Source organism: Micromonospora sp. CPCC 206171 (assembly GCF_036906755.1).
Taxonomy (GTDB): domain Bacteria; phylum Actinomycetota; class Actinomycetes; order Mycobacteriales; family Micromonosporaceae; genus Micromonospora; species Micromonospora purpureochromogenes.
On record NZ_JBAKHT010000005.1, the window covers coordinates 167768 to 189893 of the forward strand.

Annotated in this window: 22 protein-coding genes; 12 read left to right on the forward strand and 10 right to left on the reverse strand. The window is 74.3% G+C overall.

Features of this window, described 5'->3' with window-relative positions:
- Window positions 1-333: 333 nt before the first annotated feature.
- The 4 genes from V6U89_RS09200 to V6U89_RS09215 all read left to right on the forward strand — a co-directional run bounded on the left by V6U89_RS09200 (window position 334) and on the right by V6U89_RS09215 (window position 3093).
- On the forward strand, window positions 334-711 hold the full coding sequence (locus V6U89_RS09200; RefSeq protein WP_334570419.1) for a hypothetical protein: 378 nt from the start codon (window positions 334-336) through the stop codon (window positions 709-711).
- Between the two features lie 84 nt (window positions 712-795).
- Window positions 796-1350: a Uma2 family endonuclease gene (locus V6U89_RS09205; RefSeq protein WP_334570305.1), complete on the forward strand. Its 555-nt coding sequence runs from the start codon at window positions 796-798 to the stop codon at window positions 1348-1350.
- A 436-nt stretch (window positions 1351-1786) separates the two neighbouring features.
- Complete coding sequence (locus V6U89_RS09210) at window positions 1787-2056, forward strand: hypothetical protein (RefSeq protein WP_334570308.1); 270 nt, start codon at window positions 1787-1789, stop codon at window positions 2054-2056.
- Window positions 2056-3093 carry a hypothetical protein gene (locus tag V6U89_RS09215; protein WP_334570310.1) on the forward strand — a complete coding sequence of 346 codons (1038 nt, stop codon included), beginning with the start codon at window positions 2056-2058 and terminating at the stop codon, window positions 3091-3093. The genes V6U89_RS09210 and V6U89_RS09215 overlap by 1 nt, the downstream gene beginning before the upstream one ends.
- A gap of 112 nt (window positions 3094-3205) precedes the next feature.
- Here the strand turns inward: V6U89_RS09215 and V6U89_RS09220 are convergent, their stop codons facing one another.
- Window positions 3206-3748: an SRPBCC family protein gene (locus V6U89_RS09220; RefSeq protein WP_334570311.1), complete on the reverse strand. Its 543-nt coding sequence runs from the start codon at window positions 3746-3748 to the stop codon at window positions 3206-3208.
- 2 nt (window positions 3749-3750) lie between these two features.
- Window positions 3751-4056 carry an ArsR/SmtB family transcription factor gene (locus V6U89_RS09225; RefSeq protein ID WP_334570312.1) on the reverse strand — a complete coding sequence of 102 codons (306 nt, stop codon included), beginning with the start codon at window positions 4054-4056 and terminating at the stop codon, window positions 3751-3753.
- A gap of 96 nt (window positions 4057-4152) precedes the next feature.
- On the opposite strand from V6U89_RS09225, the gene V6U89_RS09230 reads away from it, so the two are divergent.
- Window positions 4153-5082, forward strand: a complete 930-nt coding sequence (locus V6U89_RS09230; protein ID WP_334570313.1) for an LLM class F420-dependent oxidoreductase — start codon at window positions 4153-4155, stop codon at window positions 5080-5082.
- Between the two features lie 11 nt (window positions 5083-5093).
- On the opposite strand, the gene V6U89_RS09235 is transcribed toward V6U89_RS09230, so the two are convergent.
- On the reverse strand, window positions 5094-5492 hold the full coding sequence (locus tag V6U89_RS09235) for a hypothetical protein (protein WP_334570315.1): 399 nt from the start codon (window positions 5490-5492) through the stop codon (window positions 5094-5096).
- A gap of 79 nt (window positions 5493-5571) precedes the next feature.
- Between V6U89_RS09235 and V6U89_RS09240 the strand changes: the two genes are divergently transcribed.
- The 3 genes from V6U89_RS09240 (at window position 5572) to V6U89_RS09250 (ending at window position 8583) form a co-directional block, all read left to right on the forward strand.
- Entirely contained in the window at window positions 5572-6318 is a 747-nt protein-coding gene (locus tag V6U89_RS09240) for a hypothetical protein (RefSeq protein ID WP_334570316.1), read from the forward strand.
- A complete protein-coding gene (locus V6U89_RS09245; RefSeq protein WP_334570317.1) occupies window positions 6315-7559 on the forward strand; it encodes an FAD-binding protein in 1245 nt (414 codons plus the stop codon). Before V6U89_RS09240 ends, V6U89_RS09245 begins: the two co-directional genes overlap by 4 nt.
- Before the next feature lie 157 nt (window positions 7560-7716).
- The gene (locus tag V6U89_RS09250; RefSeq protein WP_334570318.1) at window positions 7717-8583 is read left to right on the forward strand and encodes an AraC family transcriptional regulator; all 867 of its coding nucleotides are present in this window, start codon (window positions 7717-7719) and stop codon (window positions 8581-8583) included.
- Here the strand turns inward: V6U89_RS09250 and V6U89_RS09255 are convergent.
- The 4 genes from V6U89_RS09255 to V6U89_RS09270 form a co-directional block, all read right to left on the reverse strand.
- Window positions 8580-9722: a site-2 protease family protein gene (locus tag V6U89_RS09255; protein ID WP_334570319.1), complete on the reverse strand. Its 1143-nt coding sequence runs from the start codon at window positions 9720-9722 to the stop codon at window positions 8580-8582. The genes V6U89_RS09250 and V6U89_RS09255 overlap by 4 nt on opposite strands.
- A 46-nt stretch (window positions 9723-9768) precedes the next feature.
- A complete protein-coding gene (locus V6U89_RS09260) occupies window positions 9769-10620 on the reverse strand; it encodes an alpha/beta hydrolase (protein WP_334570320.1) in 852 nt (283 codons plus the stop codon).
- A 152-nt stretch (window positions 10621-10772) separates the two neighbouring features.
- The gene (locus V6U89_RS09265; RefSeq protein WP_334570321.1) at window positions 10773-11693 is read right to left on the reverse strand and encodes a L,D-transpeptidase; all 921 of its coding nucleotides are present in this window, start codon (window positions 11691-11693) and stop codon (window positions 10773-10775) included.
- An 80-nt stretch (window positions 11694-11773) separates the two neighbouring features.
- The gene (locus tag V6U89_RS09270) at window positions 11774-13219 is read right to left on the reverse strand and encodes an alpha-amylase (protein ID WP_334570322.1); all 1446 of its coding nucleotides are present in this window, start codon (window positions 13217-13219) and stop codon (window positions 11774-11776) included.
- Between the two features lie 321 nt (window positions 13220-13540).
- Here V6U89_RS09270 and V6U89_RS09275 point away from each other — a divergent pair, with 321 nt between their 5' ends.
- Genes V6U89_RS09275 through V6U89_RS09290 form a run of 4 tightly spaced genes read left to right on the forward strand, consistent with a single transcriptional unit; the run spans window position 13541 to window position 18331 of the window.
- Window positions 13541-15247, forward strand: a complete 1707-nt coding sequence (locus V6U89_RS09275; RefSeq protein WP_334570323.1) for a hypothetical protein — start codon at window positions 13541-13543, stop codon at window positions 15245-15247.
- Window positions 15244-16710, forward strand: a complete 1467-nt coding sequence (locus V6U89_RS09280) for an NADH-ubiquinone oxidoreductase-F iron-sulfur binding region domain-containing protein (protein ID WP_334570324.1) — start codon at window positions 15244-15246, stop codon at window positions 16708-16710. Before V6U89_RS09275 ends, V6U89_RS09280 begins: the two co-directional genes overlap by 4 nt.
- 25 nt (window positions 16711-16735) lie before the next feature.
- Entirely contained in the window at window positions 16736-17365 is a 630-nt protein-coding gene (locus V6U89_RS09285) for a TlpA family protein disulfide reductase (protein ID WP_334570325.1), read from the forward strand.
- Window positions 17366-18331 carry a cytochrome c biogenesis CcdA family protein gene (locus tag V6U89_RS09290; protein WP_334570327.1) on the forward strand — a complete coding sequence of 322 codons (966 nt, stop codon included), beginning with the start codon at window positions 17366-17368 and terminating at the stop codon, window positions 18329-18331.
- On the opposite strand, the gene serS is transcribed toward V6U89_RS09290, so the two are convergent.
- The 3 genes from serS to V6U89_RS09305 all read right to left on the reverse strand — a co-directional run bounded on the left by serS (window position 18315) and on the right by V6U89_RS09305 (window position 22111).
- Complete coding sequence (serS, locus tag V6U89_RS09295) at window positions 18315-19601, reverse strand: serine--tRNA ligase (protein WP_334570328.1); 1287 nt, start codon at window positions 19599-19601, stop codon at window positions 18315-18317. The two genes, V6U89_RS09290 and serS, sit on opposite strands and share 17 nt — an antisense overlap.
- Before the next feature lie 176 nt (window positions 19602-19777).
- Complete coding sequence (locus V6U89_RS09300) at window positions 19778-20860, reverse strand: DNA polymerase III subunit beta family protein (RefSeq protein ID WP_334570420.1); 1083 nt, start codon at window positions 20858-20860, stop codon at window positions 19778-19780.
- A 69-nt stretch (window positions 20861-20929) separates the two neighbouring features.
- Window positions 20930-22111 carry a saccharopine dehydrogenase family protein gene (locus V6U89_RS09305; protein WP_334570329.1) on the reverse strand — a complete coding sequence of 394 codons (1182 nt, stop codon included), beginning with the start codon at window positions 22109-22111 and terminating at the stop codon, window positions 20930-20932.
- Between the last annotated feature and the right edge of the window lie 15 nt (window positions 22112-22126).

Sequence of the window (22126 nt, forward strand, 5' to 3'; positions counted from 1 at the left end):
GCGAGCCCGGACGAGTCATCGACGCCGACGAATGACGCGTCCGGAGCTGCGGTGATGGGCAACATTAACAGCCTTCTATCTAAAGGCCCATAGCTTTCGTTCATAGATGCAAAAGTTCGATACACCCTGCGGAAGTTCGCGGGATACCTCCGCTTGTGAGCGGAACGTCCACGGTGGACATCCACGGACCGCTGCCGGGAGCGCGCCGGCAGGGGCCGTACCGCCCGTATGGTTGGTTCATGGCGCGTGGGGGACCGCACCGGCACCCCGATCGTGAGTACGAATGCTCATCCGCGACGCGGTCCGTACCGCGAGGATCGGGGCGTGAACAGCATGACGCGCGCCCTGCTCGCCGCCCTCGTCCTCGCCGTGGCGGCGGTCGCCACCTGGTGGGCCTGGCTGGGGTGGGACACCGGCTACACCACCGACCCCGAGACGGGCGCCGTCAGCGGGCCCTACCAGCCGTGGCAGGTGGCCGGCTGCGTGCTCACCCTCGCCCTGGTCGCCGCCCTGGGCGGCTGGCGGTTCCGGCCGTGGCTGGTCGCCCCGGTGCTGACGGCCGCCTTCACCGCCGCCTGGACGGTGCACGCCGCCTCGACCGACGACAGCGGGCTCTGGGCGGTGGGGGCGGCGCTGGTGCTGGTCGGCACGGGGCTCGGGACGACGGTGGTGAGCGGCGCCGCCCACCTGCTGCGGCGCCGGCGGGGCTGACGGACGGGACGCCGCAGGCGCCGCCGTCGTGGCCGAGTGTCGCCCTGACCGGGTCGGCGCCGCGCGTCGCCTAGGATGGGAGCCATGAGCGCTGAGGCCGTCGGCATGCACATGCCCGCTGTCGTCACGCTCGACGACGTTGCGGCGATGAACGCCGCCGACCCCAACGGTCATCGCTACGAGACGAGCCCCGAGGGGGTGCTGTCGGTCATGCCGCCGCCCGACTCGGAACACGCGATGATCGCCAGTCGCCTCTTCGCCTGGCTGATCATGGCCGGATGGCCCGCCGAGCAGGTGCTCCAGGCCGCCGGTGTGCGCATCCCCGGGCCGGACGGCGACGGCGGCCGGATCCCCGACCTGACCGTGTGGCGCAAGCCCCCACCTCGCGGAGTCTGGTCCGCGGTGGCCGACGTCGCCCTGGTGATCGAGATCGTCTCGCCCGGTTCGGAGGCCATGGACTCCGTGACCAAGGTCCGGGAGTACGCCACGGCGGGCATCCCCCAGTACTGGGTGGTGGACCGGGACGGTGGGCAGACCGTCACGCTGCACCGGCTCACCGGGCAGGGCGGGTACGAGGAGCGGGCGAGAATGCCGCTGGCCTGGCTGCTGCAGACGTCGCCCGCCGACCACCTCGACTGAGCCGGCACCCGCACGCCCTCGCCGGGGTCGCAATCGGCCACCCGGTCAGCCCTGTGGACGGATAGCCGACAGGACGCCGTACCCCCTTCCGACGCATTGTTTATGCAGGTGGAGAGGCTGCGGATGGCGGGCCACATCCCATCCCTCACCCCGACGGCGACAGCACATCGCCGTCGGACGCCGCCATCGCCGGGCTCGGCCCGGCCGTCCCGGCGGACACGGCCGCGCCGGTCCGACCGCGTCCACGGCCACGTCGCGTCCCGGTGGACCCCGTCCCGGGCGCCAGGGCCGGGGTCAGCTCCCACCGGACAAGGACGTCACCACCTCCGGTCGACGCCGTCGCGCGTCCGCTCCGCCCTGACCGGCGGCAGTCCCGCGCCTCGACCGGGCGCACCGGCGACAGCCGGGCGTACGAGCAAGGAAGGAGGGGGCGGACATGGCCGCTCCCACCGTCACCGCGAGCCTGAACGCCGCGACCTATTCCCCCGGCGACCAGATGACCCTCACGGTCACCTACGGCGACCCGGACACCAGGCCCCTCACCGTCACCGTCGTGGTGACCGACGCGCAGGGCAACAGCAGCGCGCCGGTCAAGGTCACCGCCGTGATCGACCCGCTCACCCTCACCGTCACCGACGACTCCGGGCGTACCTGGACCCGGGTGTCCGACAACGGGTCGGTGGCCGTCTACCGGGCGGTGGCGTGATGCCCCGGGTCACCGTGACCGTCCGCGACAACGGCGGGCGCACCGCCACCGCGACCGCCGACTACGCCCTCGCCCCACCGGTCCTCGGCGGCTACTACCTCGCGGGCAACGCCGACCCGACGGCCGACATGGCCGGCGGCAACTTCCGCTCGCTGACCCAGTACCGCAGTTTCGCCGACGGCTACACGTTCCCGGGCTACAACAAACCCTGGCTGCTCAGCCTGGGCCGCAGCGGGTTCGCGATCAACATGGTGCTGGAGCTGAAGCACTACGGCGTGGCCACCACGGCGGCGCAGACCTTCGCCGTGGACGGCGTCAGCTACACCGTCCCGGCGCCGGCGATGACCATCCAGCAGCGTCCCGGGACGACCTGGCCGAAGGCCTACGGGTACGGCCAGGTGCTGGCCGGGCTCTGCGACGGCCTCTTCGCCCGGGCGCTGTCGCAGTACCGGACCATGGGCTTCGGGGTGAACATCCAGCTCGCCTCCGAGCTGGACACCGACCACGAGTTCGGCACCACCGAGTCCGGGGTGTCGTACGGCTGGGCGGAGTCGGACGCCCGCGCGGTGCAGGCGATGACCTACATCGTGAACTGGTTCCGAGCCCGCGCGCTGCCGGCCGGCACCACCTTCTCCGTCGGGTCGGGCGGCTTCGACCGGGCCTGCTTCCAGCGCACCCACCCGGAGTCGCTGATGGCGAGGCTGGACTTCCTCCAGTGGAACGCCTACGCCACCGACCCGAGCCACACCGCGCTCGCCCGGTTCCGCCGGACGAAGGACTGGGCGGTCGCCGACCTGGGGCCGGTGGCGCTCTCCCGTCCCGTGATCATCGCCGAGTGGGGGGTACGGGCCGCCGAGATCCCCGACCAGGCGGCCTGGATCGCCACCGTGCCGGCGGCCGTCGCCCGGCTCAACAGCGAGCGCGGCCCGCGCATCGTCCGGACCAACTACTTCAACTCCAGCTGGGGCACGCTGGCGCCGCGCAGCGACGGGCTTGCGGCGCTGCGGGCGGCGTACGCGACCCGGCCGTACGTCTGAGGGGAGCCGGCGGCGTCGGCACCCGGCGCCGCCGGCGTGACCCCGCTCGCCCGGCGGGGCGCACGCGGCGCGCGGCACCTGAGGCGGACGGCGGCGGGTCGGATGGATTCGATCAGGGGCGGTCCGGCTGCCCGCCGAGTCGTTCGGCGTACGTGTCGCGCAGCTCCGCCCAGCCGAAGTCCTTCGCCTCCGCGCCCCGGATCGGGCCCACCGGGTCGCCGGCCAGCAGGTGGTCGGCGACGTCGAGGCAGAGGTGCCAGCCGGCGGCCACCATCGGCAGCATCCCCCGCTCGGCGAGGGTGTGTCGCAGCAGCAACCGGGTGCCGGTGCCGGACGGGGTCAGCTCCCACCGGAGCAGGTCGTCACCCCAGGTGTATTCGAGCAGGTGGGGTGGCTCGGCCCGGCGTACCGTCGCGGGGTGCGGCACGGTCGTGTCGCCGTCGACCATGGTGAGCGTCGCGGCGCCCGGGGTGCCGAGGTCGCCGTCGGCCAGGAACGGCGCCCACTCGGCCAGCCGGGCCGGGTCGGTCAGCGCCGCCCACACCTTCTCCGGCGTGTGCCGCAGCTCGCGGACGACCAGCAGCGTCCACCGGTCGCCGGCGGGCTCGGCCTCGATGTCGGCCGGCGGGCCGGGGCGGAACGAGTCGCGGTCCATGGTCACTCCTTGTCGAGGTGGCGCTCCAGGGCGTCCAGGTGGGCGGTCCACATCTCGCGGTACGGCGCGAGCCAGCCGTCCACGGCGCGGAACGGGCGGACGTCGATGCGGTAGATGCGGTGCTGGGCGGCCGTGCGGCAGGAGACGAAGCCGGCCTCGCGCAGCACCTTGAGGTGCTTGGAGACGGCCGGCTGGCTCATGCCGAGCGCGTCCACCAGCTCGCCGACGCTGCACTCCGAGCGCCGCAGCGCGTCGAGGATCCGGCGTCGGGTGGGCTCGGCCAGCACGGCGAAGGCGTCGACGGACACCGCCACAATATGCCGCATCGCTCATATGCCTGTCAAGGAATGAAGGCTCGTCCAGGACCGGCGGCGACGCGGCCGCCGCCTCCATATGCTCGGCACATGGAACTGCGGATCTTCACCGAACCCCAGCAGGGCGCCGGCTACGACCAACTGCTCGCCGTGGCCCGCGCCGTCGAGGACGCCGGGTACGGCGCCTTCTTCCGCTCCGACCACTACCTGAAGATGGGCTCGGTGAGCGGGGAGCCCGGGCCGACCGACGCCTGGACCACCCTGGCCGGGCTGGCCCGCGACACCTCCCGCATCCGGCTCGGCACGCTGATGACCGCGGCCACCTTCCGGCTGCCCGGCCCGCTCGCCATCACCGTGGCGCAGGTCGACCAGATGAGCGGCGGCCGGGTCGAGCTGGGCATCGGCACCGGCTGGTACGCCGAGGAGCACACCGCGTACGGCATCCCGTTCCCGACGCTCGGGGAGCGGTTCGCGCGGCTGGAGGAGCAGCTGGCGGTCATCACCGGGCTCTGGGAGACCCCGGTCGGCAAGACCTTCGACCACCCCGGGACGTACTACCCGGTCACCGACTCGCCGGCGCTGCCCAAGCCGGTGCAGCAGCCGCGCCCGCCGATCCTGCTCGGCGGGATGGGCCCGAAGCGCACCCCGCGCCTGGCGGCCCGCTACGCCGACGAGTTCAACCTGCCCTTCGCCTCGATCGAGGACACCGTCGCGCAGATCGGCCGGGTCCGCGCGGCATGCGCGGAGATCGGCCGTGACCCGGCCACCATGCGCTGGTCCAACGCCCTGGTGCTCTGCTGCGGACGGGACGAGGCCGAGGTCGCCCACCGGGCCGAGGCGATCGGCCGGGAGCCCGCCGAGCTGCGCGAGAACGGCCTCGCCGGCACCCCGGCGGAGCTGGTCGACAAGATCGGCCGGTACGCCGAGGCCGGCAGCGAGCGGATCTATCTCCAGCTGCTGGACCTCACCGACCTGGACCACCTGGAGCTGGTCGCCGCCGAGGTGATGCCGCAGCTCTGAGGGCCGGCCGGTCAGCGCGCCCGCAGGCCGCCCGGCTCGCGCAGCACGGTGTCCAGCCGGCCGTCCCGGTCGCTGTCCAGATAGGTGATGTCCGGGACGCCGTCACCGTCCAGGTCGAACTGGACCACGTCGGCGATCCCGTCGCCGTCCAGGTCGGTGACCACCTGGGTCGACCCGTCCACGTGGTGAGTGACGATCGAGACCGAACCCGGCCCGGCCGCGCGCGGCGGGGGACCGGGGGTCGGCGGGGTGGGCTCCGGCTCGGGCGTGGGCGGCGGCTCCGGCTCGGTCCGATCCGGGTACGCCGCCGGCGGGGTGCTCGTCGGCTCCAGGCCCATGCCGGTCGGGTCGATCTCCTCCTCCGACGGGTAGACGTCGCCGTGCAGAGTGGGGTCGCGGTAGCTGCTCATCCACCCATTGTTCCCATGGACGCCGTCGCCAAGCGTGCCGGATGATGCACTCCGACACGATCGCGGACGGGGGTACGACGTGGAACTGCACCGCAGGCCGGGCCGGCTGCTGCTGCCGGCGATCTGCATCCTGGCCGGGATCGTCCTGCTGACGCTCGGTGACGGCGGCGGGCTGCTGCGGACCCTGGTGGCCCTCGGCGGGATCGCGCTCGGCGCGGTGGTGCTCGTCGGCGCGCTGCGGCCGTTCCGGTTCGTCGTCGACGCCGACGGCCTGACCGTCCGGCGGCCGGGCCTGCGCCGGACGATCCGCTGGCCGGAGCTGGCCGCGGTGGTGCTCGACCAGCCGGCGCCCCGCTCCGGCGTACCGGCCGCGCCGCGCCTGCTCGCCGTGCCGGCCACCGGCGCCGGAATCGGCCCACTGGACGCCCGGCACCCGCTCGACGAGCGTCCGGCGGTCGAGCTGCTCGACCTCGCCGGGATCCGGGAGTCGCCGGGGGAGATCGCGGCGACACTGGCCCGGTACGCCGGCGAGCGCTTCCTGGACGCCCGCGCGCTGCGCCGGGCCGCCTTCGCCGACCCCGCCTTCGCCGTCGGCCTGCGCGGCTACCGGGTCGACGTGGTCGACGCGTTGATCCGCGGCGGGCAGGAGGCGCTCGCCTCGGGCGACCCGGCCCGGCGCCGCACCGTGCGGGCCGAGATCGACCAGGCCCGGCGGGCCGGCCTGCCGGTCGACCTGCGCGGCTACAGCACCCTGCAGGTGGACGAGGCGCTGGACGCCCTCGGCGCGGCGCTGGCCGACGAGCCCGCCGAGCGGGAGCCCTCGTGACCGACGTCCCGCGCGGCAACTGGGCCGGCAACGTCGCGTACGCCGCCCGCCGCTTCCACCGGCCGTCCACCGTGGACGAGCTGCGTCGACTGGTGGCCGGCAGCGACCGGATCCGGGCGGTCGGCACCGGGCACTCCTTCAACCGGCTCGGTGACACCACCGGCGACCTGGTCTCCCTCGCCGGGCTGCCACCCACCGTCGAGGTCGACCGGGAACGCGGCACGGTCACCGTCGCCGCCGCCCTGCGGTACGGGGACCTGGCGGCCCGGCTGCACGCCGAGGGGCTGGCCGTGGCCAATCTCGCCTCCCTGCCGCACATCTCGGTGGCCGGGTCGGTGGCGACCGGCACCCACGGCTCCGGCGACGGCAACCGGAACCTGGCCGCCGCCGTCGCCGCGCTGGAACTGGTCACCGCCGACGGTGACCTGGTCACCGTGAGCCGCGCCGACGGCGACCGGTTCGCCGGCATGGTGGTGTCGCTCGGCGCGCTCGGCGTCGTCACCCGGGTCACCCTGGACGTGGTGCCGACCTTCGCGATCCGCCAGTACGTCCGCCGCGACCTGCCCGCCGACCGGCTCGACGCGGCGTTCGCCTCGGCGTACAGCGTCAGCGGGTTCACCACCTGGCGGTCGTCGACCATCGACCAGGTCTGGCGCAAGCAGCTCGCCGACCAGCCGCCGCCCCCGGCGGACTGGCTCGGCACCACCGCCGCCGACGCCCCGCTGCACCCGGTGCCCGGCCTGGACCCGGTGCACTGCACCGCCCAGCTGGGTGAGCCCGGCCCGTGGCACGAGCGGCTGCCGCACTTCCGGCTCGGCTTCACCCCGAGCAGCGGCGACGAACTCCAGTCCGAGTACCACCTGCCCCGGGCGGCGGCGGCCGGCGCGCTGGCGGCGCTGGCCGGGATGCGGGACCGGATCGCGGCCGTGCTCCAGATCTCCGAACTGCGCACGATCGCCGCCGACGACCTCTGGCTCAGCCCGAATCACCGGCGCGACAGCCTGGCGGTCCACTTCACCTGGGTCGACGACGCTGCGGCGGTGCTGCCGGTGGTGGACGAGATGGAACAGCGGCTGGCCCCCTTCGCGCCCCGCCCGCACTGGGGCAAGGTCTTCACGCTGGACCAGCCGTCGGTGGCCACCGCCTTCGGCCGGTACGCCGATTTCGCCGCCCTGCTGACCGAGCTGGACCCGACCGGCAAGTTCCGCACCGACCTGCTCGACCGCTACTTCCCGCGCTGACCGGCCGGCGGGGCGACCGGCGTCGACCTGTGCGGGATGCGCTGCCGGGCCGGGACGCCCGGTCGAGGTCGAGCGGACCCGACCGGAGCGGGCACCGGATGTCGGGTGCCGCCGCCCGCCGGCCGCCTAGCGTCGAGGCACACGGGAAGGAGACCAGGTGCTGGAGCGGCTGAACGAGGCCATGGCCCACATCGAGCGGCACCTCGACCAGCGGATCGAGGTCGCCGAGCTGGCGCGGATCGCGCTGACGTCGGAGTACCACTTCCGGCGGATGTTCTCCGCGCTGGCCGGGATGCCGCTGTCCGAGTACGTCCGCCGCCGCCGGCTCACGGTGGCCGCGGCCGAGGTGACGGCCGGCGAGCGGACGCTGCTCGACATCGCGGTCCGGCACGGGTACGGCTCGACCGAGGCGTTCACCCGGGCGTTCCGCGCGCTGCACGGCGTCGGGCCCGGCGAGGCCCGGCGCACCGGCGCGGCGCTGCGCTCGCAGCAGCGGTTGTCCTTCCGCCTCGTCGTCGAAGGGAGTGGCAGCATGCGTTATCGGGTCGTGGAGAAGCCGGAGTTTCGGCTGGTGGGTCGGCGGGCCCGGGTGCCCCTGGTGCACCAGGGGATGAACCCCGCGATCGTGGAGTTCATCCGGGGCATCCCGAAGGAGACGGTCGCCCGGATCGCGGCCCTGTCGGACCAGGAGCCGGCCGGGATCGTCAACGTCAGCGACAAGGTGGCCGACGACCGGGCCGAGGGCAGCGAGTTGGACTACTGGCACGGGGTGGTCACGGGCGCGGACGTCCCGGCCGACCTGGACTCGACGACCGTGCCGGCGGGGACGTGGGCGGTCTTCGAGACCGCCGGCGAGTTCCCGGCCGCGGTGCAGGAGCTGTGGCGGGACGTGTTCACCCAGTGGTTCCCGTCGAACGCCTACCGCAGCCGCCCCGGGCCGGAGATCTCCCGCAACCGGATCTCGGCGGACGGCACGAAGGTGGACGCCGAGCTGTGGATTCCGGTGGAGCGCGCTGCGGCCTAGTGCCGGCTGCCGGCGAGCTGGTCGCGCACGCTGCCGCGCTGCACCGCCCGGCTGATGTCGCTGGGCGAGACGATGCCGACCAGCCGCTGGTCGGTGACCACCAGCGCCCGGCCGTCGGCGCACTCGCTGAGCCGGGGGAGCAGGTCGTTGAGCTGCTCCTCCGGCCGGGCGAGCACCAGGTCCTCGGCCCGGCAGGAGACCTCGGCCAGGGTGGTGCTGCCCCGGCGGTCGGCCGGGATGCCGCGCACCCGGTCGAGGGTGACCAGGCCGACCGGCCGGCCCTCCTCGGTCAGCGGCAGCGCCGTGTGCCGGTACGCGAACAGGTAGTGGTCGACGAAGTCGGCCACCGTCATCTCCGCCGACGCGGTCTGCGGCTGCGGGGTCATCACGTCGCCGACCCGTACCCCCTGCAGCGCGCTGCCCATCCGGGCCTGGCGTTCCTCCACGCCGGCCGCGCCGATCAGGAACCAGCCGATCAGCGCCAGCCAGAGCCCGCCCACGCCGAAGCCGGTCAGGAACTGCACCAGCCCCAGACCGATCAGCAGCGCGCCGAGGACCCAGCCGGCCCGGGCGGCCACCACGGAGGCCTTCGTCCGGTCACCGGTGGCCTTCCACACCGCGGCGCGCAGCAGCCGGCCGCCGTCCAGCGGCGCGGCCGGCAGCACGTTGAAGATGGCCAGCAGCACGTTGATGCCGGCCAGCCAGGCCAGCGAGCCGAGCAGCAGGCCGGTCTGCCCGGCCAGCGCGAGCACCACGGCGATGGCGCCGAAGAAGAGCCCGATCAGCAGGCTCACCAGTGGCCCCACCCCGGCGATGCGCAGCTCCGCACCCGGGCCCTTCGCCTCGCCGCGCAGCTCCGCCACGCCGCCGAAGAGCCACAGCGTGATCCCCTCGACGTGCAGGCCGTTGCGTTTGGCGACGACCGCGTGGGAGACCTCGTGGGCGAGCAGGCCGAGGAAGAAGACGACCGCGGCGGCCAGCCCGGCCAGCACGTACGCGGCCGTGGAGCGGCCCGGGTACGCCTGGGGGAACTGGTTGGCCGACAGCCCCCAGGCGATCAGCAGGAAGATGACCAGGACGCTCCAGTTGACCCCGACGGGTACCCCCGCGATCCGGCCAAGCCGGAAGCTCGCCCTCATGCCCGGCTCATACCCGGCGGACGCCGTCCCATGCCAGGGGCCGGCGTCACCACCGGGGCGCCTCGCCGACGATCGCCGGCGAACGGGTGGTGGCCATCTCCACCGCCCAGTTCAGCGCGCGGTCGGCCACCTTCTCCCAGCCCGGCTCGCCCACGGTGAAGTGCGACCGCCCGGGAAACTCCTGGTAGTCGGTCACCGCCCGGGACTTGCGGTACAGGTTGGCGTTCGACTTGACCAGGGCGGGCGGCGACACGTGGTCCGCGCCGCCGGCGATCAGCAGCAGCGGCGCCCGGTCGTCGCGCCCGTTGTCCACCGTCGCCGCGGAGCGGGCGTCCAGGTTGGCGAACGCCCCCTCGAAGAGCACGTGCCCGGCCGCCGGCACGGCGTACCGCTGCCAGGCCCGGTCGGACTCCTCTCGGGGGAGCGTGTTGCCGAAGGCGTACCGGAACTCGTCGGGCGTGATCGGCACGGCCCGGTGCCGGTTGCCGGGGCTGCGCAGCACCGGGTACACCGACCGCAGGGTGCTCACCGGCAGCCGGACCACGCCCCTGGGCGCCGCCGGGGCGATGGCCACCGTGGCCGCGCCGAGCCCCCGGTCGAGCAGCACCTGGGCGATCAGCCCGCCGAAGGAGTGCCCCATGATCAGCGGTGGGTTCGGCAGCTCCCGGACGACCGCGGCGTAATGGTCGACGATCTGCCCCAGGGTCAGCCCGGCGATCGGGTCGGGATCGTCGCGCAGCGCCTGGACCTCCGCCTCCATCCCGGGCCAGGCGGGGGTGTGCACCTGGAAGCCGAAGGCCCGGTAGCGCCGGGCCCAGTGCTCCCAACTGCGTGACGTCATCCACAGACCGTGGATCAGCACGATCGTGTCGACCCGTCCGGTCGGCGCGGTGCCCATTGGCGTACCTCCCCGGTTGTGCGCGGACCCGGCGGCATACCCACCGGACGGCACCGGAACCGGCGGGGGTCGACATTTGTCATGGTCGGGTCGTGGCGCCGGGGCCGGGAACGCGGCCCCGGCGCGGCCCAGGATCGATGCCCGGGACGGGGTCAGGCGGTGGGCGGCGGGGTGGCGAGTCGCTCGACCACCACCAGCGGTGTCCCGGCGGGCACCTCGGCGAGCAGTTGCCGCTGGGGGCTGCGGGTCAGCCGGATGCAGCCGTTGGTGGCGTTCTCGCCGAGCGTGTCGTCGTTGTACCAGCTGTGCAGGCCGATGTGCGCGCCCCGCAGGCCGGTTGGCACCGCGTCCGGGTCGTCGGGTATCGCGCCGAGGGCGAAGATGTCGACGCCGCCGTAGACCGCCTGGGGTGGCGGGGTGCGGCCGAGGATGAAGGTCCGGCCGAGCGGGGTGGACTGGCCCGGCATCCCGAGGCTGACCGGCCAGGAGTGGGTGGCCCGGCCGTCCCGGTACCAGGTCAGCCGGTGCGGCCGCCGCTCCACCACGAGCTGGTCGCGCAGCGCGACGGTGCGCCAGCCGCCCTCCGGCAGCCAGGCGATCCGCCGATTGGCCGACGGCAGCAGCACCGCGGTCCAGCCCGTACGGTGCTCCACCACCGGCGTCGTCACCTCCACGCCGCTGATGGTCGGGGCGAGCAGGGCCAGCGGGCGCCCGCCCGGGGCGTCGTACGCGGCGATCCGCCGGGTCGGCGACAGCCCCTCGGTCAGCGGGGTGGTGTCCTGCGGGCGCGGGTCGGCGGGAAAGCCGGCGGGTGCCGGGTCGTAGTCGACCACCGGCAGCCCGTCCGGGGCGGGCGCAGCGGCCGGCACCGACTCCTCGGGGGTCGGCTCGACCGTCGGCTCGACGGTCGGCTCGGCGGCCGGGGCGGGTGCGACCCGGGCCGGCGGCGGGGACGCCTGGTCGTGGCGCAGCGCCGAGTTGACCAGCAGCGCGAGTGCGAGCACCGCCGGTACGCCGAACGCGGCGGTCAGCCAGGCGATGCCGAAGCGGGACGTCAATCGCTCAAAGAACACAAAACCACTCTAAGGGACACAAAACCGGTAGGGCTCCCGCCCGGCGGAACTGGGCCGGACGGGAGCCCTGTCGGAACCGGTCAGGACAGCCTGGCGCCGACGTGGATGGCGACCGCGTCGTGGGCCGGGATGTTCGCCGCGAACCAGCCGTTGGCGTCCACCGTGACCACCGGCCCGGAGCAGGAGCCGTTGGCGAAGTCGCCGTGGATCACGTCGCAGTACCGGCCGGCGGGCAGCCCGGCGTAGTAGGACCGGCCGGTGATCGCCGAGCCCTCGTCGTTGATGGTCAGGTAGCCCTTGCCGGCGCGGCTGAAGGCGATGTGCTGGTAGCCGTTGTCGTACCAGTTGGCGACCGCGGCGCCCTGGGTGGCGTTGTGGAAGCCGACCATGTTGGCGACGACCCGCCAGCGGTGCTCGCACTCCCAGCCGGAGTAGCAGGTGGTGTTCAGGGTCTTGTTGTTGGCGTCCGAGGGCGGGCCCTGGTCGCGGGAGCTGAAGGTGTAGCTGGACATCACGGTCGGCGCCCCGTACGGCCAGGCCAGCATGAACGCGTTGGCCAGGGCGTAGGCGGCCCCGTTGCGGTAGGTCAGCACGTTGCCGTCGCGCTGGGTGTCGTGGTTGTCGACGAACACCTCGGCCGAGCCGCTGGGCAGGTAGCCCCACGCCTCGCCGAAGTTGCGCAGGTACGCCAGCCGCTCGTTGTTGAACATCCGGGCCAGGTCCTTGCCGTACCGGAACTCGTGCACGTCGCCGTTGCCGGTGTACTCACCCGGGCCGATCGGCTCGCCGGCGCCGTAGATGACCTCCTGCACGAGGTACGCCGAGCGGGACAGCTTGCCCTTGATGGCGGCGATGTCGGCGGCCGGCATGTGCTTGCTGGCGTCCAGCCGGAAGCCGTCCACCCCGAGGGCGAGCAGGTCGTTCAGGTACGCCGCGATCTTCGACCGGACGTAGTCGGACTCGGTCTTCAGGTCGGAGAGGTTGACCAGCTCGCAGTTCTGCACCTCGTACCGGTCGTTGTAGTTGACGATGTCGTCGCCGCCGTTGCGTCCGCAGTGGTGGAAGTCCTGCGTCTGGTAGGTGCCCGGGTAGTCGTAGTGGCTGTACGACGAGCCGGCCCAGCCGGTGCCGGGGGTGTCCTGGCCGGACATGTGGTTGATCACCGCGTCGACGATGACCTTCACGCCGGCGGCGTGGCAGGTGTTCACCATCGACTGGAACTGCGCCCGGGTGCCCTTGCGTGACTCGATCCGGTAGCTGACCGGCTGGTAGGCCAGCCACCACTGGTTGCCGCGGACGTGTTCCTGGGGCGGGGAGACCTGGACGTAGCCGTAGCCCTTGGGGCCCAGCACGTTCGTGCACTCGCTGGCCACCGACGGCCAGTTCCACTCGAAGAGCTGGACGATGACGTTCCTGGCGCCGGAGGGCGCCGCGGCGGCCGGGGGAGCCGCCACGGTGGTGGGGACGAGCAGGCTGGCGAGCACGCCGAGGGCGAGGATCGCCGAGCGGCATCGACGTCGATGCATCGGTACTCCCTGGGGGTCGGGGGTGGTGGCGACGCGGGGGAGGGGGTTCGCCTGACGACTTCTTGCAGCCAGGCTGAAAATTTTCGGAAAGGTTACAAGCGTGTTGCAACAACTGTCAATGGATGGACATGTGTCGTTGCGCTGGGTGCTACACGCGCCCCGGGCCGGGACGGTTCGACTGATCGCCCGAGAAATTCGCCACCGGCACTGATCCGTACGGGCCGGACGTCCGTACTGGATGACGGAGCAGGTCGGCCGGTGGTGGTGCCGCCGTGAGTCGCGATCGAGGAGCAGATGGGCCGGGCAAAGCAGAACCAGAAGGTGACGACCGTCCGGACCACCACCAGCAGCCGTGGTGTCCGGACCACGTCGAAACCCGCGATGGCACTGCTGATCGGATCCGCGCTCGCCCTGATGTGGGCCGGTGTGGAGCTCAGCGGCGCCGGCGGGTCGATGTACTCGTACGGCTTCTTCTTCACCGAGTTCTTCGCCGGGGTGGTCGCCCTGGTCGCGCTGAGCCTCACCGTGATGATGGGGCTGCTCGCCACGGACCGGCTGGTGCTGAAGATCCCGCACCGGGTGCTCCTGCAGTCCGCGCACCGGGCCACCGGCGTGCTCGGCGTGGCCGGGCTGGTCTTCCACGTCATCACCAAGGTCGCCATCGGCCGGGCCGGGCCGACCGACGCCGTGGTGCCGTTCGTGGGCGGGCGGGGCCTCTACGTCGGGCTCGGCACGGTCGCCGCGTTCCTGATGGTGAGCGTGCTCTGGACCGGCATCATCCGGGTCCGCTTCGCCGGCGTCGGTCCCAAGTGGTTCTGGCGCGCGCTGCACTCCATGGCGTACCTCGCCTGGCCGTTCGCGCTGCTGCACGGCCTCAACGCCGGCCGGGCGGCGGCGTCCTGGGTGACGCTGAGCTACCTCGCCTGCGTGCTGCTGGTGGTGGCGGCGCTGATGGTGCGGCTCTCCGTCCACCTCGGCAAGCGCAGCCGGGAACAGCACCAGGCCGCGGCGATCAACAAGGCGATGGCCGGCCGGGCGACCGACGAGGGCAAGGGCCGGACCCTGCTCGCCGGGCTCGGCCGCCGCAAGGCCGAGGCCGAGGAGAAGGGCGTCCGGGGCGGCTGGGCCGAGAGCACCGTCGCCGCCTCGTGGACCGCGCCCACCGGCACCGCCCGGCGCCGCGACCCCGACCGGTTCACCGTGCCGGTGGTGCCCGAGCCCGGCACGCTGCGTGAGCCCGTCCGGGGCGGCCGGTCCCGCCGCGACGTCGAGGACGTGCCGACCCCGCGCCGCGAGCGCGACCTGGAGCCGGCCGCCCGCCGCCGGGACTCCGCGCCCGTCGAGCGCCGCCGGGACGCCGACCGCCCGCGCCGCCGCGACGAGGACGTCGCCCCGGTCTCCGGGGGCCGCCGCGCCCGGTACGACGAGGAGACCGCCCCGGTCTCGGGCGGTCGCCGCGCCCGCTCCGACGAGGACGTCGCGCCGGTCTCCGGCGGCCGGCGGGCCCGGCGGGACGAGGACGTCGCCCCGGTCTCGCCCGGGCGGCGGGCCCGCCGGGACGAGGATGTCGCGCCGGTCTCCACAGGGCGGCGGGCCCGGCTCGACGCCGAGGACGTCGCCCCGGTCTCCACCGGCCGGCGGGCCCGCCGCGACGACGAGGACCTGGCCGCGAGCTACTCCGCCCCGCCCCGCCGCCGGGAGGAGCCCGAGGAGCCGTGGGACAGCCCGCGCCGCTGGGAGGACTCGCTGCCGGTGTCGGCCGAGCCCATCTCCGCCATGCCGCGCAGCGGCGCCGGCCGGCACAGCGTCGACGACGAGGTGCCGGAGGAGCCGGACTACTGGCGGCCGCCGGCCCGGTACGTCCCGGACGAGGTGCCCGTCGACGACACCCCCACCCTGGTCGACCTGGCCTCCCGTCGTGCCCTGAAGGCCACCGCCACCGGCGAGAGCCGCCGGCGCCGCCGGCGGGCCGACGCGGACGCGGTGGACGGGGCGTACTGGGCCGGGCTGCGAGGTGAGGCGAAGTGATGCGGACCAAGGTGCCGCCCGTGGCGTGCGTCGGCGAGCCCCGGCTCACCGCCGGGTTCGCCGAGTTCGGCCGGCTCGACCTGGTCGCGCACGAGCAGGTGCACGGCCCGATCGGCCCGATGGAGCCGGCGAACCTGCTCCGGCTGGCCGAGAGCATGCAGCTCAAGGGCAAGGGAGGCGCGGGTTTCCCGTTCGCCCGCAAGCTCACGGCGGTGCTGGAGTCCTGCGATCGGCAGGACCTGCCCGCCGTGGTGGTGGTCAACGCCAGCGAGGGCGAGCCGGCGAGCTGGAAGGACAAGGTCCTGCTCACCCGGGCGCCGCACCTGATCCTCGACGGGGCCGCGCTGGCCGCGTACGCGCTGGACGCCGAGGAGATCGTGCTCGGGGTGGCCGACGACGGGGTGGGTCGCGACTCGATCACCCAGGCCCTCCAGGAGCGCCGGATGCCGGTGCCGACCAGCATCGTCACCGTGCCGCACCGGTTCATCTCCGGCGAGGGCGGTGCGCTGGTCAACGGGATCAACGGGCTGCCGCACATCCCGCCCGGCACCAAGAAGCGCGCCAGCGACTCCGGGGTGAACAACCTGCCCACCCTGCTCTCCAACGCCGAGACGTACGCGCAGCTCGCGGTCGCCGCCCGGCTCGGCCCGTACGAGTACGCGGCGCTCGGCACCGACGACGAGCCGGGCACGGTGCTGCTCACCGTGACCGGCGCGGCGAAGCGCCCGGCCGTGGTGGAGTGCGCCGCCGGCACCCCGCTGCGGGAGATCCTCGACCTGTGCGAGGTGCCGGACTCGCCGGGCATCCTGATGGGCGGTTACCACGGCAAGTGGATCACCCAGGAGGCCGCGGACCGCGCGGAGGTGTCGCGCAGGGGGCTCACCAAGGTCGGCGGCACCCTCGGCGCCGGCATCATCCTGCCGCTGGGCACCGACACCTGCCCGCTCGGCGAGGCCGCGCAGGTGGTCCGCTACCTCGCCGGCGAGTCCGCCGGGCAGTGTGGACCGTGCAAGATGGGGCTGCCCGACCTGGCCCGCGCCGTCGACTTGGCGGTCTCCGGCAGCGCGCCGGTGGAGGTCGTCCGGGCCGCCGCCGGCGACGTCAAGGGCCGCGGCGCGTGCAGCCACCCCGACGGTACGGCCCGGTTCGCACTCTCGGCGATGGAGGTCTTCGCCGAGGACCTGCGCCTGCACAGCACCGGGGACGGCTGCGGCCGGCGGGTCAAGGGCGTGCTGGGTCTGCCCGGCGCGCCCGACGCCAACCCGCAGAAGCTCACCCTCGACTGGTCCCGCTGCGACGGGCACGGGCTCTGCGCGCACGTCGTGCCCGACTTCATCCGGCTGGACGCCAACGGCTACCCCGCCTTCCCGTCCACCCCCGTGCCGACCTGGCTCCGCGAGGGCGCGATGAAGGCGGTCAAGGTCTGCCCCGAGCTCGCGCTGCGCCTGGCCAGGGCCGAATAGCAGCACCACCGAGAGGAGACGCGCCATGCGGTCGTACCCCAGGAGCGGACCGGGTGGACGACTGCCCGCCGCAGGCCGGCTCGCCGCCGGCGTCGTGCTGGCCGGCGCGCTGCTCGCCGCCGGCGGCTGCGCGGTCGGCCCGGACCCGGTCGGCCCGGACCCGGTCGGACCGCCCGCCGAGGTCGCCGTGCCGGCGGCCACCGCGTCGCCGCTGCCCACCGGCCCGTCGAGCCGGCCGGCGCCGGCCCGGGTGCCGGACACGCTGCGCTTCACCGCCAGGACCCTCGACGGTACGGCGTTCTCGGCGGCCGAGCTGGCCGGTCGGCCGGTGGTGCTCTGGTTCTGGGCGCCGTGGTGCGCCACCTGCGCCAGCCCGGCGTGGACGGTCGCCGAGATCGCCCCGAAGTACCGGGACACCGTGCCGATCGTCGGGGTGGCCGGCCTGGGCGAGCAGCGGGCCATGAAGGACTTCGTCACCGAGTTCGACCTGGCCGGCACGCCCCAGCTCGACGACCGGGCCGGGGCGCTGTGGCGCCGCTTCGAGGTGGTCGAGCAGAGCACCTTCCTCGTGATCGACCGGGACGGGAAGGTCGTGCACCAGGGCTTCCTGGACGGTGCGGACCTGACCCGCCGGGTCGCCGCGCTGGCCGGGTAGATGGAGACCCCGCTGCTGCTCGCGCTGACCGCCGGCATGCTCGGTGCGGTCAACCCGTGCGGCTTCGCGATGCTGCCGGCGTACCTGTCGCTGCTGGTCGCCGGCGCGGGCGACGGGCGCGGCCCGGTCCGCCGCGCGCTCACCGCCGCCACCGGTCTGACCTGCGGGTACGTCGTGGTGTTCGGCGCCTTCGGGCTGGCCGTGGCGCCGCTGGCCGGCTGGCTGCGCCCCCGGCTGCCCTGGCTCACCGTGACCCTCGGGCTGGGGCTGCTGGCCCTCGGCTGCTGGCTGCTCGCCGGCCGCCGGCTGCCCGCCCCGGGCGCGGGCGTCGGCCGGGCGCCCCGGCTCACCCGCTCCTGGGCGTCCATGGCGTTGTTCGGGATGGCGTACGCGCTGGCCTCGCTGACCTGCACCATCGCCCCGTTCCTGGCGATCGTGGTGACCAGCCTCCAGGCCGGCTCCACGCTGCACGGGCTGGCGCTCTTCGTCGCGTACGCGGTCGGGATGGGGCTGGTGGCCACGGTGGCCGCACTCGGCGTGGCGCTGCTGCGCGGCGCGGTGGTGGCCCGGCTGCGCGCCGCCGGCGCCTGGGTGCCCCGGCTCAGCGGGCTGGTGCTGCTCCTCGCCGGGAGCTACGTCGCCTGGTACGGCTGGTACGAGGTCCGGCTGGCGCAGGGCCGGCGCGACGCGTTCGGCGACCCGGTCGTGGTGGGCGCGGCACGGGTCCAGCGGGCGCTGGTGACCGCGCTGGACGCGGTCGGCCCGGCGGTGCTCGCGGCGCTGCTGGTGGGCCTGCTGACGGCGGCGGTGCTGTCCCGCCGCCGCGCCCGCCCGCAGGTCGCGTCGTCGGTGCCCGCCGCCGAGCCGGTGCCGGTGCCCGCGGCCGCGCCGGTGCCCGAGGACGGACGGCGGGGACCGGGAGACCCGGTCCCCGCCGACGCTCGGGCGGTCAGCGGCCCGGCGTGAGCCGGTCGGTGCCGAGTCGGTCGCGGAGCACCTCGGGCAGCAGCACCGAGCCGTCGGGCTGCTGGAACTGCTCCAGGATGGCCGGGAAGAGCCGGCTGGTGGCCAGCGCCGACCCGTTGAGGGTGTGCACGAACCGGGTCTGCTTGCCGCCCGGCTCGCGGTAGCGGATGGCCGCCCGGCGGGCCTGGTAGTCGCCGGCCCAGGAGACCGACGACACCTCCTTGTACTTGCCGGTGCTCGGCATCCAGACCTCGATGTCGAGGGTCTTCTTCATCGCCGCGCTGGCGTCACCGGCCGAGAGCAGGCTGCGCTGGTAGTGCAGGCCCAGCTTCTCGACCAGGCTCTCGGCGTGGGTGAGCATCTCCTCCAGCGCCGTGTCGGCCTGCTCCGGCAGGCAGAACTGGAAGATCTCCACCTTGTTGAACTGGTGGCCCCGCACGGTGCCGCGCTCGTCGGAGTGCGAGCCGGCGGCCTCGCGCCGGTAGCACGGGGTGTAGGCGAACGCCTTCAACGGCAGCTTCCCGGTGTCCAGGATCTCGTCCTGGTACGCCCCGAGGATCGCCGTCTCCGAGGTGGGCAGCAGGAACTGCCCACGCGGGGCCGACTCCCGGTCCAGGTGGTAGACGTCGTCGTAGAACTTGGGGAACTGGCCGGCGGCGAAGCCGGCGGTGTCCAGCAGCAGGTGCGGCGGGAGCAGGAACTCGTAGCCGGCCTTGACGTGCTCGTCGATGAACCAGCTGATCAGCGCCCACTCCAGCCGGGCGCCGATGCCGGTGTACATCCAGAAGCCGGAACCGCCGAGCTTGACCCCGCGCTCGTGGTCGACCAGACCCAGCATCCGGCTCAGCTCGATGTGGTCGCGGACCTTCTCGATGGCCGGTGGCGCGCCGTAGGTCTTCACCACCCGGTTGGCTTCCTTGCCGCCGGGCAGCACGTCGTCGGCGGGCAGGTTGGGCAGCTCGCTCATCGTGCCGCGCAGCCGGGCCTGCACCTCGTCCAGCTCGGACTCCAGCTCCGCGAGCTGCTTGCGGCCGGACTCCGGCGCGGAGACCTCCGGCTCGGCGCCGGCCCGCTTCGCCGCCGCGTACGCCCGTGCCTCCGCCTTGCGGCGCTGCCGGTCGGCGTCGATCTCGCTGATCAGCGCGCGGCGTTCCTGGTCGAGCCGCTGGATCTCGTCCAGGACCCGGTTGACCTCGGCGGGATCCAGTCGCTTCGCCAGCGCGGTCGCCACCGCCTCGCGATCCTTCCGGATCAACTCCATGTCGAGCATGCTGCTCCGTACGCCTCCGTCCGGGATGTCAGGTGAGACCCCCAGATGCTACCGTCGCGCCCTTCCCGCCCCCGGTACGGCCCGACAAGCCGCCGCCCCGACGGGTGCCGCGGCGGGACTTTCGGTCAGCGGCGGACCAGCGTCACCGGCGGATCGGCCGCAGCGGCGGATGGGCGTCAGAGGCGGATCGGCATCAGGATCGAGAAGACGTCCTCGTCGTCGAGGCGGCGGACGGCCAGCGGGGCGATCGGGCCGTCCAGCTCCAGCACGAGCTGCGGGCCGCCCGCGGCGTCCAGTGCGTCGAGCAGGTAGTCGCCGTTCACGCCGACCCGCAGCTCCCCGGAGTCCGCGGTGAGGTCGTCCGGGCCGAGCAGGCGCAGCCCGTGGGACTCGTCGAGGCCGAGCACGGTCACCGCCACCGGCACGCCGTCGTGGTCGCGGGTGACGGTGGGCGCGCCGCCGCCGCGCAGCGCCGCGCGCAGGGCCGGCACGTCCACCGGGATCCGCCGGGCGGGCGCGTCGCCGGCCGCCCGGTGCAGCAGCCGGCAGTAGTCGGGGAAGTCGTACGGCAGGGCGGTCGCGGTGATCGCGCGGCCCGCCACAGAGACCGTCACGTCGGCGCCGGCCACGGTCAGGCGCGCCTCGGGGGTCACCCCGGCGCCGGTGTCCAGCAGGGCGCGGACCTCGTCCACCGCGTCGACCGGGAGCAGGGCGCGCACCGCGGGGCCGTCCACCCGGCCCGGGGTACGCGCCAGCGCCAGGCGGTGCCGGTCGGTGGCGACCAGCCGTACGCCGTCGGCCTCCACGTCGAGCAGCACGCCGGCGAGCACCGGCAGTTCCGGGTCGGCGCCGACGGCGAAGCGGACGGCGTCGACGGCGGCGGCCAGGTCGACGCGGGACAGCACGATACGGGTGGTCATCGGGGTCTCCTCGGGATCGAGCAGGACGCGGATCCGGGAGAGTTCCCTGCGGGCGTCGGCGAGGCCGTCCTCCAGCCGGCGCAGGTGCGCGTCGAGCAGCCGCCCGACCACCGCCGGCTCGGTCCGGTGGCGCAGCGCCTCGGCGATGCCCGCCAACGGCATGCCGACCCGGCGCAGGCCGGCGACCAGCCGGGCCGGGGCCACCTGCTCGTCGGTGTACCACCGGTAGCCGGTCACCGGGTCCACCCGCGCCGGGGCCAGCACCCCGCAGCGGTCGTAGAACCGCAGGGCGCTGACCGTCAGGCCGCTGGCCCGGGCCAGTTCGCCGATGCTGCGCAGCTCGCTCTCCACGACGGTGATCCTGTCGCCTCAACCAGGTCGAGGGTCAAGCAGGCGGGCGGCCGGCGCTCACCGCGGCGCGTCCAGCACCCGGAACGTGATGCCGGCCTTGACCAGCCGGTCCAGCAGCGCGTCGCCCATCGCGGTCACCGGGGTGACCTGCCCGGCGGTGGCCGGCAGGTCGTCGCAGGCCAGGCAGAGCGCCGACTCGGCGAGCATCTTCGCCGTCTCGTCGTAGCCGGGGTCGCCGCCGGAGACCTCGGTCAGCACCCGCCGGCCCCCGCCGGAGCCGAGGAAGCGCACCCGGAACCAGGACTTCGCCCGCTGCTCGGCGGTCGGCCCCTGTCCGGAGGCGAGCCGGCCGAGCAGCCAGCGCCGGGTCGGCGGCAGCTTCACCAGGCCGATCAGGCCGGCGAACCCGACCCCACTGGCCAGCACGGTGGGCAGTCGCTTCACCGCGGCGAAGTGCCGGTACCGGAAGTCCGGGCCGTACTCCGGGCGGGCCGCCGCGGACCGGCGGACCACCTGCGGGTCGATGGTGGGCAGCGGCACGGCCCACATGCCGATCTCCTTCGACCGACCCACCCGGCCCGGCACCGCGCGGACCCGCCGACCCTCGGGCCGCGGCTCGATGGCCTTGCGCTCCTTCGCGGCCCGGCTCATCTCGCCGGTGCGGGAGAACGCGGTCAGCGCCGAGTGGTACGTGCCGGCGGAGAACCGGCCGCCCGCCCGGACGAAGCCGTCCACCGTGATCGGCGCGTCCGACGGGAGCTGCTTCACGGTGTACCAGGCGCCCAGGTCGTGCGGGATCGAGTCGAAGCCGCAGGCGTGCACCAGCCGTGCCCCGGTGCGCACCGCCTCGGCGTGGTGTCGCACGTACATCCGGTCGACGAACTCCGGCTCGCCGGTGATGTCCAGGTAGTCGGTGCCGGCGGCGGCGCACGCGGCCACCAGCGGCTCCCCGTGGTGGATGTACGGGCCGACCGTGCTGGCCACCACCCGGGCGCTCTCGGCGACCGCCCGCAGCGAGGCGGCGTCGGTGACGTCGGCGGTGAGCAGCGGCAGCTCCGCCAGCGCCGCGTCGATGTCGGTCAGCCGGTCGCGGACCGCTGCCAGCTTGGCCGGGTTGCGGCCGGCGAGGGCCCAGCGCAGCCCGGCGGGGGCGTGCCGGGCCAGGTACTCGGCGGTCAGGCCACCGGTGAAGCCGGTCGCACCGAACAGGACGAGGTCGTACGGGCGGTCGTCACGCATCCGCCGAGTCTGCCA